Consider the following 14,918-nt stretch of genomic DNA (forward strand, 5'->3'; position numbering starts at 1 on the left):
CGGTTAAACTCTTGAAACGATGTTTCGAAAACGTGAGACATTCTTTCCGTTTCCGCCCGACAAGTCAAGCGGTATTTGCACCGGCTCATGCACTTTCCGGCAACGCTCATTTGAGCGTTTTCCTAATAAACCAAGGGTGAACCCGTAAAATCTCATCCAATGACCGGTTCTCCCGCGGAACATGCATCCTTTGACAATAGTCCTACAATACCAACAAAATTGAAATCGAGTTTCGGAATTAGAGAGAATCCCTCGTGTCGACACCTGTAACCTCTCCCGCGTCGCGGGACCGTGAATCGTCGCCCGACGAGATCACCGCCCTCGCCCGCGGCCTCGCCGTGCTGCGCCGCATCGCGGCTGCCGACGCGCCCGTCAGCAACCGCGAGCTGACCGAATTGACCGGCATCCCGAAGCCGACCGTCTCGCGCATCACCGCGACGCTCGTCAGCGCCGGCTTCCTGTTTCAGTTGCCCGACAGCGAGCGCTTCGTGCTCACCGCGTCGGTGCTCGAACTGAGCCACGGCTTCCTGCGCAACTTCGACATCCGCGCGCGTTCGCGGCCGTTCATGATCGAACTGGCCGAACGCACGTCGCTGTCCGTGCACCTCGCGGTGCGCGACCGGCTCGACATGGTCGCGATCGACGTGATCCGCCCGCGCTCGGCCGTGCTCGTCACGCGCCTCGAGATCGGCTCGCGGATGGACATCGCGCGCACGGCCGTGGGCCGCGCGTATCTGGCCGCGCTCGAGGACGACGAGCGCCGCCTGCTGCTCGAGTCGCTGCGCACCACCGCCGGCGACGACTGGCCACACGTGTCCGCCCGCCTGACGCCCGCGCTTGACGAAGCGATGCGCGACGGCCATGCGATCGCGATCGGCGAATGGCGCGAGGGGCTGAACGCGGTCGCGGCCGGTTTCGTCGGCCCGTCGGGTCAGCGCTATTCGGTGAATTGCGGCGGCGCGTCGCACCAGTGTCCTCCCGAATGGCTGCGGGAACACGTCGTGCCCGCGCTGCAGGAATGCATCGCGAAAATCACGCGCGAGATCGGCGGCGCGCCGGCCCGGCGCGTCGGCGTGTAATCGTTTCGTCATCGCCGTGTCGCGTTCTGTAACGACCGTAACCCGTTGAAAGATAGACCGCTGGACTGTAACGGGGACGGCACGTAGGATCATGCCCATCGTCGCGCCGCACTCGCGGTGCGCACCGCTCTTTCCCGTGCGGATCGGCGGGGCCCCGGACCGAGCCGGGCCGCCCCGTCGCGTCTTCCGCACGCCCACGCGCAGCCGAGCAGTCCGATTTCCGGCCCGCCGCGCCGTCTTCCTGACAGAACACGATGGATAACGAACAAAAGCCCACGCCCCCTTCGAAAGACCCCGCGCCCGCCGCCGCCCGGCGCCCGCGCCGCACGTTGCTGATCGGCACGGTCGCGGCCGTCGTCATCGGCGGCCTGCTGTGGTGGCACCCGTGGAACCGCACGCCGGCGGCAGGCAGCACGGCGAAAGGCATGGGCGCCAGCGCCGTGGGCGGCCATCGCGGCCGCGGCGGCCCCGCCGCGATGGCGAACGTTCCGCAGCCGGTGCAGGTCGCCACCGCGACGCAGGGCGAGATGCCGATCGTGCTGTCCGCGCTCGGCACCGTCACGCCGCTCGCGAACGTGACGGTCAAGACGCAACTGTCGGGCTACCTGCAATCGGTGTCGTTCCAGGAAGGCCAGATCGTCAAGAAAGGCGACGTGCTCGCGCAGATCGACCCGCGCCCGTATCAGGTCGCGCTCGAGAACGCCGAAGGCACGCATGCGCGCGACGCGGCGCTGCTCGCGACGGCCCGCCTCGACCTGAAGCGCTACCAGACGCTGCTGTCGCAGGATTCGATCGCGTCGCAAACCGTCGATACGCAGGCGTCGCTCGTCAAGCAGTACGAAGGCGCGGTGAAGACCGACCAGGCCGCGATCGATTCCGCGAAACTCAACCTGACGTATGCGCGCATCACGGCGCCGGTCTCGGGCCGCGTCGGCCTGCGCCAGGTCGACCCCGGCAACTACGTGACGCCGGGGGACACCAACGGCATCGTCGTGATCACGCAATTGCAGCCGATGAGCGTGATCTTCACGACGTCGGAAGACAACCTGCCGCAGATCCTCAAGCAGATGAACGCGGGCCGGAAGCTGTCGGTCACCGCCTACAACCGCAACAACACGGTGCCGCTCGAGACGGGCTCGCTCGCGACGCTCGACAACCAGATCGACACGAGCACCGGTACGGTCAAGCTGCGCGCGAATTTCGACAACAAGGAAGGCATGCTGTTCCCGAATCAGTTCGTGAACACGCGGCTGCTCGTCGACGTGCTGCGCAACGCGATCATCGTGCCGACCTCCGCCGTGCTGACGGGCTCGATCGGCCAGTTCGTCTACGTCGTGAAACCCGACAACACGGTGACGGTGCGCAAGGTCACGGTCGGCCCGGTCGACGGCGAACGCACGAGCATCGTCAGCGGCGTGGCGCTCGGCGAACGCGTGGTGACCGACGGCTCGGACCGCCTGCGCGAAGGCTCGAAGATCTCGATTCCGGCCGACAAGCCGAAAGGCGCGTCGGGCGCGCGCGGCGCCGGCGCGGCGTCGGGCGCATCGGCTGCGTCCGGTGCAGCCGGCCATCGCGGCGGACACAAGCACGGCGCGTCGCAGGCAGCGGCCCCCGCGGCCCAGTAACGCGCGGGCCGCTCGATGAATCCATCCCGCCTCTTCATTCTCCGGCCGGTCGGCACCGCCCTCCTGATGGCGGCGATCATGCTGGCCGGCCTCGTGGCGCTGCGCTTCCTGCCGCTCGCCGCGCTGCCCGAGGTCGACTACCCGACGATCCAGGTCCAGACCTTCTACCCGGGCGCGAGCCCGGAAGTGATGACGTCGTCGGTCACCGCGCCGCTCGAACGCCAGTTCGGGCAGATGCCGTCGCTGAACCAGATGTCGTCGCAAAGCTCGGCCGGCGCGTCGGTGATCACGCTGCAGTTCTCGCTCGACCTGCCGCTCGACATCGCCGAACAGGAAGTGCAGGCCGCGATCAACGCGGCCGGCAATCTGCTGCCGTCCGACCTCCCTGCCCCGCCGATCTACGCGAAGGTGAACCCGGCCGATGCGCCGGTGCTCACGCTCGCCGTCAAGTCGAAGACGCTGCCGCTCACGCAGGTGCAGGACCTCGCCGACACGCGCCTCGCGATGAAGATCTCGCAGATCGCCGGCGTCGGCCTCGTGAGCCTGTCGGGCGGCAACCGGCCGGCCGTGCGGATCCAGGCGAACCCGACCGCGCTCGCGCAGTACGGGATGAATCTCGACGACCTGCGCACGACGATCTCGAACCTGAACGTCAACACGCCGAAGGGCAACTTCGACGGCCCGACGCGCGCGTACACGATCAACGCGAACGACCAGCTGACGAGCGCCGACCAGTACAACAGCGCGGTCGTCGCGTACAAGAACGGCCGCCCGGTGATGCTGACCGACGTCGCGACGGTCGTCGCCGGCTCGGAAAACACCAAGCTCGGCGCGTGGGTGAATGCGGACCCGGCGATCATCCTGAACGTGCAGCGCCAGCCGGGCGCGAACGTGATCCAGACGGTCGACGCGATCAAGGCGCAGTTGCCGAAGCTGCAGGAAACGCTGCCGGCCGCGCTCGACGTCGAGATCGTCACCGATCGCACGACGATGATCCGCGCGGCCGTGCGCGACGTGCAGTTCGAGCTGCTGCTCGCGGTCGCGCTCGTCGTGCTGGTGATGTACCTGTTCCTCGCGAACGTCTACGCGACGATCATCCCGAGCCTGTCGGTGCCGCTGTCGCTGATCGGCACGCTCGCGGTGATGTACATGGCCGGCTTCTCGTTGAACAACCTGTCGCTGATGGCGCTCACGATCGCGACCGGCTTCGTCGTCGACGACGCGATCGTGATGATCGAGAACATCGCGCGCTACGTCGAGGAAGGCGAATCGGGGCTCGAGGCCGCGCTGAAGGGCTCGCGCCAGATCGGCTTCACGATCATCTCGCTGACGGTCTCGCTGATCGCGGTGCTGATCCCGCTGCTGTTCATGGGCGACGTGGTCGGGCGCCTCTTCCACGAATTCGCGATCACGCTCGCGGTGACGATCGTGATCTCGGCGATCGTGTCGCTCACGCTCGTGCCGATGCTGTGCGCGAAGCTGCTGCGCCATTCGCCGCCGCCCGAGAGCCATCGCTTCGAGGCACGCGTGCACCGCGCGATCGACTGGGTGATCGCGCGCTACGCGGTCGCGCTCGAATGGGTGCTGAACCGCCAGCGCTCGACGCTCGTCGTCGCGCTGCTGACGCTCGGGCTGACCGCGCTGCTCTATGTGTTCGTGCCGAAGGGCTTCTTCCCCGCGCAGGACACCGGCGTGATCCAGGCGATCACGCAGGCGCCGCAGTCGATCTCGTACGGCGCGATGGCCGAACGCCAGCAGGCGCTCGCGGCCGAGATCCTGAAGGACCCGAACGTCGCCAGCCTCACGTCGTTCATCGGCGTCGACGGCAGCAACATCACGCTGAACAGCGGGCGGATGCTGATCAACCTGAAGGCGCGCGACGAACGCGGCGAAACGGCCGCGCAGATCATTCGCGGCCTGCAGCGGCGCGTCGCGAACGTCACCGGCATTTCGCTGTTCATGCAGCCGGTGCAGGACCTGACGATCGACTCGACGGTCAGCCCGACGCAATACCAGTTCATGCTGACGAGCCCGAATTCGGAAGAATTCGCGACCTGGGTGCCGAAACTCGTCGCGCGGCTGCAGCAGGAGCCGTCGCTCGCCGACGTCGCGACCGACCTGCAGAGCAACGGCCAGTCGGTGTACATCGAGATCGACCGCGCGAGCGCCGCGCGCTTCGGCATCACGCCGGCGACCGTCGACAACGCGCTGTACGACGCGTTCGGCCAGCGCATCGTGTCGACGATCTTCACGCAGTCGAACCAGTACCGCGTGATTCTCGAGTCGGAGCCGAAAGAGCAGCACTACGCGCAATCGCTGAACGACATCTACCTGCCGTCGGCCGGCGGCGGCCAGGTGCCGCTGTCGTCGATCGCGTCGTTTCACGAGCGGCCGTCGCCGCTGCTGGTCGCGCACCTGTCGCAGTTCCCGTCGACGACGATCTCGTTCAACCTCGCGCCGGGCGCGTCGCTCGGCGAAGCGGTCAAGGCGATCGGGGCCGCCGAGAAGGACATCGACCTGCCCGGCTCGTTCCAGACGCGCTTCCAGGGCGCGGCGCTCGCGTTCCAGGCGTCGCTGTCGAACCAGCTGTTCCTGATCCTCGCGGCGGTCGTCACGATGTACATCGTGCTCGGCGTGCTGTACGAGAGCTACATCCACCCGATCACGATCCTGTCGACGCTGCCGTCGGCCGGCGTCGGCGCGCTGCTCGCGCTGATGATCACCGGGCACGACCTCGACATCATCGGGATCATCGGCATCGTGCTGCTGATCGGCATCGTCAAGAAGAACGCGATCATGATGATCGACTTCGCGCTCGAGGCCGAACGCGTCGAAGGCAAGCCGCCGCGCGAAGCGATCTACCAGGCGTGCCTGCTGCGCTTCCGGCCGATCCTGATGACGACGCTCGCCGCGCTGCTCGGCGCGGTGCCGCTGATCGTCGGCTCCGGCGCGGGCTCCGAGCTGCGCCAGCCGCTCGGGATCGCGATCGCCGGCGGCCTGATCGTGTCGCAGGTGCTGACGCTGTTCACGACGCCCGTGATCTACCTCGGCTTCGACTCGCTCGCGCGCCGCATGCGCGGCTGGTTCGAGCGGCACGGCCCCGACGCCGGCACGCGCACGGACGTGTAAGCGATGAACCTGTCGCGTCCCTTCATCACCCGCCCCGTCGCGACGACGCTGCTCGCGCTCGGCGTCGCGCTCGCGGGCCTGTTCGCGTTCATCAAGCTGCCGGTGTCGCCGCTACCGCAGGTCGACTTCCCGACGATCTCGGTGCAGGCGTCGCTGCCGGGCGCGAGCCCGGAAACGGTCGCGACCAGCGTGACGAGCCCGCTGGAGCGGCACCTCGGCTCGATCGCGGACGTCTCCGAAATGACGTCGACGAGCACGGTCGGCAATGCGCGGATCATCCTGCAGTTCGGCCTGAACCGCGACATCGACGGCGCCGCGCGCGACGTGCAGGCCGCGATCAACGCGGCGCGCGCCGACCTGCCGGCCGCGCTGAAGAGCAATCCGACCTACCGCAAGGTCAACCCGGCCGATTCGCCGATCATGGTCGTGTCGCTGACGTCGGAGACGGCGTCGCCGGCGAAGGTGTACGACGCCGCGTCGACGGTGCTGCAGCAGTCGCTGTCGCAGATCGACGGGATCGGCCAGGTCTCCGTGAGCGGCTCCGCGAACCCGGCCGTGCGCGTCGAGCTCGAACCGCAATCGCTGTTCCACTACGGGATCGGCCTCGAGGACGTGCGCGCGGCGCTGGCCTCCGCGAACGCCAACGCGCCGAAGGGCGCGATCGAGTTCGGCCCGCAGCGCTTCCAGCTCTACACGAACGACCAGGCGTCCCAGGCGTCGCAGTACCGCGATCTCGTGGTCGCCTACCGCAACGGCTCGGCCGTGCGGCTGTCCGACCTGTCCGACGTCGTCGATTCGGTCGAGGACCTGCGCAACCTCGGATTGTCGAACGGCAAGCGCGCGGTGCTCGTGATCCTCTACCGCTCGCCCGGTGCGAACATCATCGAGACGATCGACCGCGTGCGCGCGGCGCTGCCGCAGCTCACCGCGTCGCTGCCCGCCGACATCACGGTCACGCCGGTGCTCGACCGCTCGACCACCATCCGCGCGTCGCTGAGGGACACCGAGCACACGCTGCTGATCGCGATCAGCCTCGTCGTGATGGTCGTGTTCCTGTTCCTGCGCAACTGGCGCGCGACGCTGATCCCGAGCGTCGCCGTGCCGATCTCGATCGTCGGCACGTTCGGCGCGATGTACCTGCTCGGCTTCTCGATCGACAACCTGTCGCTGATGGCGCTGATCGTCGCGACCGGCTTCGTCGTCGACGATGCGATCGTCGTGCTCGAGAACATCTCGCGGCACATCGAGAACGGCAAGTCGCGGATGCAGGCGGCATTCGACGGCGCGCGCGAAGTCGGCTTCACGGTGCTGTCGATGAGCATCTCGCTCGTCGCGGTGTTCCTGCCGATCCTGCTGATGGGCGGGATCGTCGGGCGCCTGTTCCGCGAGTTCGCGCTGACGCTGTCGCTCGCGATCGCCGTGTCGCTCGCGGTGTCGCTCACGCTCACGCCGATGATGTGCGCGCGCCTGCTGCCCGACCGACACAACCCGCAACGCGAGGGCCGCTTCGGGCGCTTCCTCGAACGCGGTTTCACGCGCATGCAGCGCGGCTACGAGCGCTCGCTGTCGTGGGCGCTGCGCCGGCCGCTGTTGATTCTGCTGACGCTGTTCGCGACGATCGGGCTGAACGTCTACCTGTACGTCGTCGTGCCGAAGGGCTTCTTCCCGCAGCAGGACACCGGGCTGATGATCGGCGGCATCCAGGCCGACCAGTCGACGTCGTTCCAGGCGATGAAACTGAAGTTCTCCGAGATGATGCGGATCGTGCAGGGCAACCCGAACGTGAAGAGCGTCGCGGGCTTCACCGGCGGCACGCAGACCAACTCGGGCTTCATGTTCGTCACGCTCAAGGACCGCACCGAGCGCAAGCTGTCGGCCGACCAGGTGATCCAGCAGTTGCGCCCGCGGCTGGCGGACGTCGCGGGCGCGCGCACGTTCCTGCAGGCGGCGCAGGACATCCGCGTCGGCGGCCGGCAGAGCAACGCGCAGTACCAGTTCACGCTGCTCGGCGATTCGAGCGCCGACCTGTACAAGTGGGGGCCGATCCTGACCGAGGCGCTGCAGAAGCGCCCCGAGCTGACCGACGTGAACTCCGACCAGCAACAAGGCGGCCTCGAGGCGATGGTGACGATCGACCGCGCGACGGCCGCGCGGTTCGGCATCAAGCCCGCGCAGATCGACAACACGCTGTACGACGCGTTCGGCCAGCGCCAGGTCTCGACGATCTACAACCCGCTGAACCAGTACCACGTCGTGATGGAGGTCGCGCCGAAGTACTGGCAGAGCCCGGAGATGCTGAACCAGGTGTGGATCAGCACGTCGGGCGGCAGCGCGAACGGCTCGCAGACCACCAACGCGGCCGCCGGCACCTTCGTCGCGACCTCGGCCGGCACGTCGAGCGCCGGCACGGCCGCGCAGAGCGCCGCGGCGATCGCGTCCGATTCCGCGCGCAACCAGGCGCTCAACGCGATCGCGGCGAGCGGCAAGTCGAGCGCGTCGTCGGGCGCGTCGGTGTCGACGTCGAAATCGACGATGATCCCGCTGTCGGCGATCGCGACGTTCGGGCCGAGCACGACGCCGCTGTCGGTCAACCACCAGGGGCTGTTCGTCGCGACGACGATCTCGTTCAACCTGCCGCCCGGCGTGTCGCTGTCGCAGGCGACGCAGATCATCTATCAGACGATGGCGGAGGTCGGCGTGCCGCCGACGATCGTCGGCAGCTTCCAGGGCACCGCGCAGGCGTTCCAGCAGTCGATGAACGATCAGCCGATCCTGATCCTCGCCGCGCTGCTGGCCGTCTACATCGTGCTCGGGATCCTGTACGAGAGCTACATCCACCCGATCACGATCCTGTCGACGCTGCCGTCGGCCGGCGTCGGCGCGTTGCTCGCGCTGCTGCTGTTCAAGACCGAGTTCAGCATCATCGCGCTGATCGGCGTGATCCTGCTGATCGGCATCGTGAAGAAGAACGCGATCATGATGGTCGACTTCGCGATCGACCAGACGCGCAACAACGGGAAGTCGTCGTTCGACGCGATCCACGAGGCGTGCCTGCTGCGCTTCCGCCCGATCATGATGACGACGATGGCGGCGCTGCTCGGCGCGCTGCCGCTCGCGTTCGGCAGCGGCGACGGCGCCGAGCTGCGCGCGCCGCTCGGGATCGCGATCGCCGGCGGCCTGATCATGTCGCAAGTGCTGACGCTCTATACGACGCCGGTCGTCTACCTGTACATGGATCGGCTGCGCGTGTGGGCCGAAAAGCGGCGCAATCGCCGCGGCAACAGCGGCGGGCCGGCCGTCGCCGGCGAGTGACGAAAGCGGCCGCCCTCGGGCGGCCGTCTTTTGCGCTTGATTGCCGGGTTTGATTGCAGGACTTGGTGGCCGGACGTGGTGGCCGGACTTGTTTGCCGGCCGCGATCGGCTATCGTGTATCCATGCCCACCTCGTTCCCGTCCCGGAATCTCGCCATGAACGTCCAGCTCAACCATACGATCGTCTGGTGCCGCGACAAGCATGCGTCGAGCCGCTTCCTCACCGAGTTGCTGGAATTGCCGCCGCCGACGCCGTTCGGCGCGATGCTGGTCGTCGCGCTCGACAACGGCGTGTCGCTCGATTTTTACGAACAGGCGGGGGAGATCCGGTCGCAGCATTACGCGTTCCTGATCGACGAAGCCGGCTTCGATCGCGTGCTCGCGCGCATCCGCGAACGCGGGTTGCCGCACTGGGCCGATCCGGCGAAGCGGCAAGCCGACGACATCTACCGCCACAACGGCGGACGCGGCGTGTACTTCGACGATCCGGACGGCCACTTTCTCGAAGTGATGACGCGACCGTATGCGGTGAACGGTTAGTGGAAGAAGGCCGGCATCGCGCCGGCCACGGGGCGGCGGGCCTCGCAACCGCGCTGCTTCATGCAAAACGCGCGGCCTCTGCCTGCACCCCATCCGGCCCGCACTTCGCGGCGGCGCGACGGATGGCGCTTCATCAGGCAGGCCCTTACTCGGCAGCCTCGGCCGTCTTGCGCGGCCGCCGCGCGCGCGGCGCCGCCTTGCGGGCCGGCTTCTTCGGCTTGGCCGGGGCCGGCGCGTCGGCGACCGCCGCGACCGGTTCGGCGTGTACGGGAGCATCGTGCGCGGGCTCCCCGACAGCATCGCCGCCGGTTTCACCGCGTGCCGGCGCCGCGCCGGCGGCTCGCCCGTCGTCATGTTGCCCGTCGCGATGCATCGCTTCGGCATGCTTGCCGCCGCCGTGCTTCGCGTCGTCCCGCGGGGCGTCGCCTTCCTGCACCGCCGCCTGCCGGCCGGCGTTCTTGCCGTCGCCGCCCTTCTTCGTACCGGCCTTCTTCGCGGGGGTCTTGCGAGCACGCTTGCGTGCGGTCTTCGCATCATCGTGCCCGCCCGCCGGTTCGCCGTGCGCGGCCGCGGCTTCACCGACGGTCACATCGGCTTCGTCCGCTTCGGTGAATTCGACCGCCGTCTCGACCGACTCGTTCTCCTGCACGAACGGCGTGCCGAATGGCTCGCCGAACGGCTCGCCAACCGGCTCGCCGTGCCGCCCGCGTCCGCGGTGATGGCGCGGCTCGCGCTCGGCCTGCACCGGCTCCGCCGGGCGCCGGCCGTGCTGGGCCGCTGCGTGTTCGGCCGCCACGGCGTGCTCCACGGCCGACTGGCGGGCCCGCGACACGAACGCGCCCGACTTGTCGTCGCGCCCCACTTCGAGCAGGCCGCGCGCCTGCGCCTCGTCGAGCAGGTTGCCGAACGCACGGAACCCGTAGTACGACTCGTTGAAATCCGGCTTGCGGCGCTTGATCGCGCTCTTGAGCACCGACGCCCAGATCTTGCCGACGTCGTCGCGCTCCGACGCGAGCGCGTCGAACGTCTCGACCGCCAGCGCGATCGCCTCGGCCTTGCGCGCCTCCATGTCGTGCTTGCGCGACGGCTCGTCGGGCCGCTTCGCGCCGCCGTTGCCCGCGCGCTGCTGCTGTTCGCGCTTCGCGAGCGCACGCTGCTGCTCGCGCACCAGATCGTCGTAGAAGATGAATTCGTCGCAGTTCGCGACCAGCAGGTCCGACGTCGATTTCTTCACGCCGACGCCGATCACCTTCTTCGCGTTTTCGCGCAGCTTCGACACGAGCGGGGAAAAATCCGAATCGCCGCTGATGATCACGAACGTATCGACGTGCGACTTCGTGTAGCAGAGGTCGAGCGCGTCCACGACGAGCCGGATGTCGGCCGAATTCTTGCCCGACTGGCGCACGTGCGGAATCTCGATCAGCTCGAAGCTCGCCTCGTGCATCGACGCCTTGAAGCCCTTGTAGCGATCCCAGTCGCAATAGGCCTTCTTCACGACGATGCTGCCTTTCAGCAGCAGGCGCTCCAGCACGGGCTTGATGTCGAATTTCTCGTACTTCGCGTCGCGCACGCCGAGCGCGACGTTCTCGAAGTCGCAGAACACGGCCATGCTGACGTTGTCCAAGGGTAATGCCATGTGTACTCCAACCGGTGGGCCGACGCGTTATTCACGCGTAGCGGCGAAAAATGCATCGCGCACATGATAGCCGGTCGGCGCGTCATTCCCGCATCCGGGCGAATGAATGCACGCCGGCATGCGTCGTGCCGGTACGCCCGCAGCCGGTACGCCCGCAGCCGGTACGCCCGCAGCCAGTACGCCCGCGCCGGTACGCCCCTTATTACGCCCCCACCGCCGGGCCGATTCGACATTACACTTGAGTTATCGGTCGTCCGTCCCTATCTGCACGGATGACGCATCGAGCAAGGAGCGGTTTCATGACGACGAAGGTACTGCTGATTGGCGCGACCGGACGAACGGGCCAGGCCTGCGCGGATCTGCTGCTCAAGCAGCCGGAGTTCGAGGTCACGGCGCTCGTGCGCCGGCACGGCTATGCGCTGGCGGGCGCACGGGTCGTCGAGGCCGATCTGACGAACGATTTCTCGCACGCCTTCCAGGGCATCACGCACGTGATCTACGCGGCCGGCTCCGCCGAATCCGAGGGCGCGGCCGAAGAGGAGCAGATCGACCGCGACGCGGTCGCCCGCGCGGCCGACTACGCGCTCGCGTTCAACGTGCAGAAGCTCGTGGTCGTCAGTTCGTTGTCCGCATACCGGCCGGAGCACGGGCCCGACGCGCTGCGCCACTATTCGCAGATGAAGCGCGAAGGCGACGACCGCGTGATCGCGTCGGGCGTCGATTACGTGATCCTGCGCCCGGGCCCGCTCACGGACGATCCGGGCGTCGGCAAGATCGCGCTGACCGACACGTGGCTCGATCCCGCGCCGCCCGTGTCGCGCCAGGACGTTGCATGGGCCGCGATCGAGGCGATCAAGCTCGGCATCTCGCGCAAGATCGTCGGCTTCGTCGGCGGCGGCGTGCCGATCGAGCAGGCGCTGCGCGCGTAACGGCAACGGGCGGCCACGCACAGGCCGGGCGTTCCCGTGCCCGCGGCCCGCACGACGGGCCGTTTTCACGCGCGCGGGCAGCCGCCTACTGCTTCGGATGCGCGTCGGCCCACGCCTTCACGGCGGCGAGCGTGTTCTCGACGTGCTTGTCGGGCGACAGGCTCGTGTATTCGTAGAGAACCTTCCCTTCCGGCGAAATCACGTAGGACACGCGGTTCGCCCGGTCGAGCGCAGGCAGCTTCGCGTCGTACTCGCGGATGATCTTCGCGTCCGGGTCGGCCGCTACCGGGAACTTGCTGCGGCATTCGCTCACCGAGAACTTCGTCAGCGTGTCGATGTTGTCGGCCGACACGCCGATCACCGTCGCGCCGTAAGCCTTGTAACGGTCGACCGCGTCCGCGAACGCATGCGCCTCGATCGTGCAGCCCTTCGTGAACGCCGCCGGATAGAAATACAGCACGACCGGCCCCTGCTTCAGCGCGTCCGCGAGCGAGTACGTATACGTCTTGCCGCCCAGCGACGCCTGCGTCGTGAAATCGGGCGCCGCGGCGCCCGGCTTCAGTTGCGCCTGCGCCAGCAGCGCATGGCCGGCCACCAGCGCCGCCATGGCGCCCAGCAACAGTTTTCTCTTCATCTGCGTCCTCATTTCTTATAAAGTCAGCCTCGATGTAGGCCACGTGGGCGTTCGCCTGCCGAACACCGCATCGATGATCCGGACCCGCGGCTGCGCCGCGCGTGGCCGGCCCGTTAAAGATTTCTGACAGTCTGCCGTTATTCCTTCCGGACAACCGGTTCCAGCCCTTCACGTCAGCGAGAAACATGGAAGCCAACAGGAAACAGACGTCACGCAAGGGCTCCTGGCGCAGCGCCTTGCATACGCTGCGCCGCTTCGCTCGGTCGGGCGGCGCGCTGATGCCCGCGCGCGCCGTGGCGCCGCGCCGCGACGACTCCGTGCGCGACTGGCTGGAACAGACGGTCGGCACGGTGGATTTCCTCGCCCATGTCGACCGCGAGCTGCGCTTTCTGTACGTGTCCGACGCGAGCCTGCGCTTCATCGGCTACCACCGCGACTACCTGCATACGCTGACGCTGCGCGACCTGATCGCCGAACAGGATACCCCGGCGCTCGAAGGCTTGCTCGCCCGCGCCGCACGCTCCGGCCAGGTCGAGAAGGCGACGATGTGCATCGTCAAATCGCTCACCTACCCGCTGGACGTCGAGGTCCGCGCGTTCAAGAGCCGCCACCACGGCGTCGACGGCTTCGCGATCGCGGCGTTCGACGTGTCGTCGTGGCGCGCGCTCGAGGCACGCCTGACGTACGAAATGCACCATGACCCGATGACGGGGCTCGACAACCTGTCCGCGCTCGTGCCGGCGCTGATGCGCGCGCAGCAGACCGCCGACGAGGACGGCACCTGCGCCGCGCTGCTGCTGCTCGACCTCGACGACTACCAGCGGATCAACCGCGCGCTCGGCTACGACGCGGGCGACACGCTGCTGCGCGAAACCGCGCAGCGGCTGAAGGCGCTCGTCACGCCGAACGAGCAGCTCGCGCGCGTCGCGAGCGACAAGTTCGCGGTCGTGCTGGGCGCACCGGACCGCACGCAGGCGAGCCATGCAGCCGACGCGCTCGCGCGCCGGCTGCAGGCCGCGGTGCGCGAGCCGTACGTATTCCAGGGGCAGACCGTGCACCTGTCCGCGAGCATCGGCATCGCGCTCTACCCCGACGAACGTGCCGCGCCGCATCGGGCGCAGCATCACAGCCCGCTGCTGCGCCGCGCCGACCACGCGCTCGCGCAGGCGAAGGCCTCGGGCGGCAACGCGCTCGCGTTCCACGCGCCCGTCGACGATCCGGCCGACGCCGAACGGCTCAAGCTCGAAGCCGACCTGTACGACGGCGTGCGCAACGGCGAGTTTTCGCTCCATTTCCAGCCGATCACCCACAGCCAGTCGGGCGCGGTGGTCGGCGTCGAGGCGCTGATCCGCTGGCGCCATCCGGTGCACGGCCTCGTGCCGCCGGCCACCTTCATCCCGCTCGCCGAATCGATCGGCCTGATCAACTACCTCGGCAACTGGGTGCTCAAGGCCGCGTGCATGCAGCTCGTCGCCTGGGACGGCCAGGGGCTCGCGCTGCAATACGTGGCGGTCAACGTGTCGCCGCAGCAGTTCCGCGACCCGCGCTTCACGCAGAGCGTGCGCGAGGCGATCGCGCTGACCGGCATCGACCCGCGCCGTATCGTGCTCGAAATCACCGAAAGCCTGCTGATGCACGATCCCGCGCACGCGAAAATGCTGCTCGAGGAGCTGACCGATCTCGGCATCCGCTTCGCGATCGACGATTTCGGCACCGGCTATTCGAGCCTTGCCTATCTGCAGCGCTTCCCGCTCGCGAAGCTGAAGATCGACCGCAGTTTCGTCGAGAACCTGCTGACGTCGCGCAACGACCGCGCGATCGTGTCGGCGGTGGTCGGCCTCGCGCAGACACTGGATCTCGAGCTCGTCGCCGAGGGCGTCGAGACCGAGGCGCAGCGCGAGCTGCTGACGGAGATGGGCTGCAATCACATCCAGGGCTGGCTCGTCTGCCAGGCGCTGCCGTCCGAGGAGCTCGCGCGGCGCTTCGCGGCGCAGCAGCTGCACCTGCACGCCGCCGCCTGACGCGCGCGGCGAAC

Annotated in this window: 9 protein-coding genes; 7 read left to right on the plus strand and 2 right to left on the minus strand. The window is 68.0% G+C overall.

The genetic code is table 11. The features are described from left to right. The first annotated feature begins 254 nt into the window (after positions 1-254). From QZM15_RS05285 to QZM15_RS05305, 5 genes are all read left to right on the plus strand, one after another. Entirely contained in the window at positions 255-1,079 is an 825-nt protein-coding gene (locus QZM15_RS05285; protein ID WP_059573946.1) for an IclR family transcriptional regulator, read from the plus strand. 254 nt (positions 1,080-1,333) lie between these two features. Next, positions 1,334-2,704 carry an MdtA/MuxA family multidrug efflux RND transporter periplasmic adaptor subunit gene (locus tag QZM15_RS05290; protein ID WP_302106015.1) on the plus strand — a complete coding sequence of 457 codons (1,371 nt, stop codon included), beginning with the start codon at positions 1,334-1,336 and terminating at the stop codon, positions 2,702-2,704. Between the two features lie 15 nt (positions 2,705-2,719). Then, on the plus strand, positions 2,720-5,833 hold the full coding sequence (locus tag QZM15_RS05295; protein WP_302106016.1) for an MdtB/MuxB family multidrug efflux RND transporter permease subunit: 3,114 nt from the start codon (positions 2,720-2,722) through the stop codon (positions 5,831-5,833). A 3-nt stretch (positions 5,834-5,836) separates the two neighbouring features. Beyond that, positions 5,837-9,145 carry an efflux RND transporter permease subunit gene (locus QZM15_RS05300; RefSeq protein WP_059644051.1) on the plus strand — a complete coding sequence of 1,103 codons (3,309 nt, stop codon included), beginning with the start codon at positions 5,837-5,839 and terminating at the stop codon, positions 9,143-9,145. A 155-nt stretch (positions 9,146-9,300) separates the two neighbouring features. Next, complete coding sequence (locus QZM15_RS05305; protein WP_124859438.1) at positions 9,301-9,684, plus strand: VOC family protein; 384 nt, start codon at positions 9,301-9,303, stop codon at positions 9,682-9,684. A 145-nt stretch (positions 9,685-9,829) separates the two neighbouring features. Here the strand turns inward: QZM15_RS05305 and QZM15_RS05310 are convergent, their stop codons facing one another. Then, positions 9,830-11,320 (minus strand): NYN domain-containing protein, encoded by a 1,491-nt coding sequence (locus QZM15_RS05310; protein WP_302106017.1) that lies wholly within the window; start codon positions 11,318-11,320, stop codon positions 9,830-9,832. A gap of 299 nt (positions 11,321-11,619) precedes the next feature. Between QZM15_RS05310 and QZM15_RS05315 the strand changes: the two genes are divergently transcribed. After that, positions 11,620-12,249, plus strand: a complete 630-nt coding sequence (locus QZM15_RS05315; protein ID WP_099316228.1) for an SDR family oxidoreductase — start codon at positions 11,620-11,622, stop codon at positions 12,247-12,249. Between the two features lie 85 nt (positions 12,250-12,334). Here QZM15_RS05315 and QZM15_RS05320 read toward each other — a convergent pair whose 3' ends face one another. Further along, positions 12,335-12,883, minus strand: a complete 549-nt coding sequence (locus QZM15_RS05320) for a peroxiredoxin (RefSeq protein WP_059573953.1) — start codon at positions 12,881-12,883, stop codon at positions 12,335-12,337. A gap of 278 nt (positions 12,884-13,161) precedes the next feature. On the opposite strand from QZM15_RS05320, the gene cdpA reads away from it, so the two are divergent. Further along, positions 13,162-14,904, plus strand: a complete 1,743-nt coding sequence (gene cdpA, locus QZM15_RS05325; protein ID WP_196485201.1) for a cyclic di-GMP phosphodiesterase CdpA — start codon at positions 13,162-13,164, stop codon at positions 14,902-14,904. The last annotated feature ends 14 nt before the right edge of the window (positions 14,905-14,918 follow it).

This window comes from Burkholderia sp. AU44665, from assembly GCF_030504405.1.
GTDB lineage: Bacteria > Pseudomonadota > Gammaproteobacteria > Burkholderiales > Burkholderiaceae > Burkholderia > Burkholderia semiarida.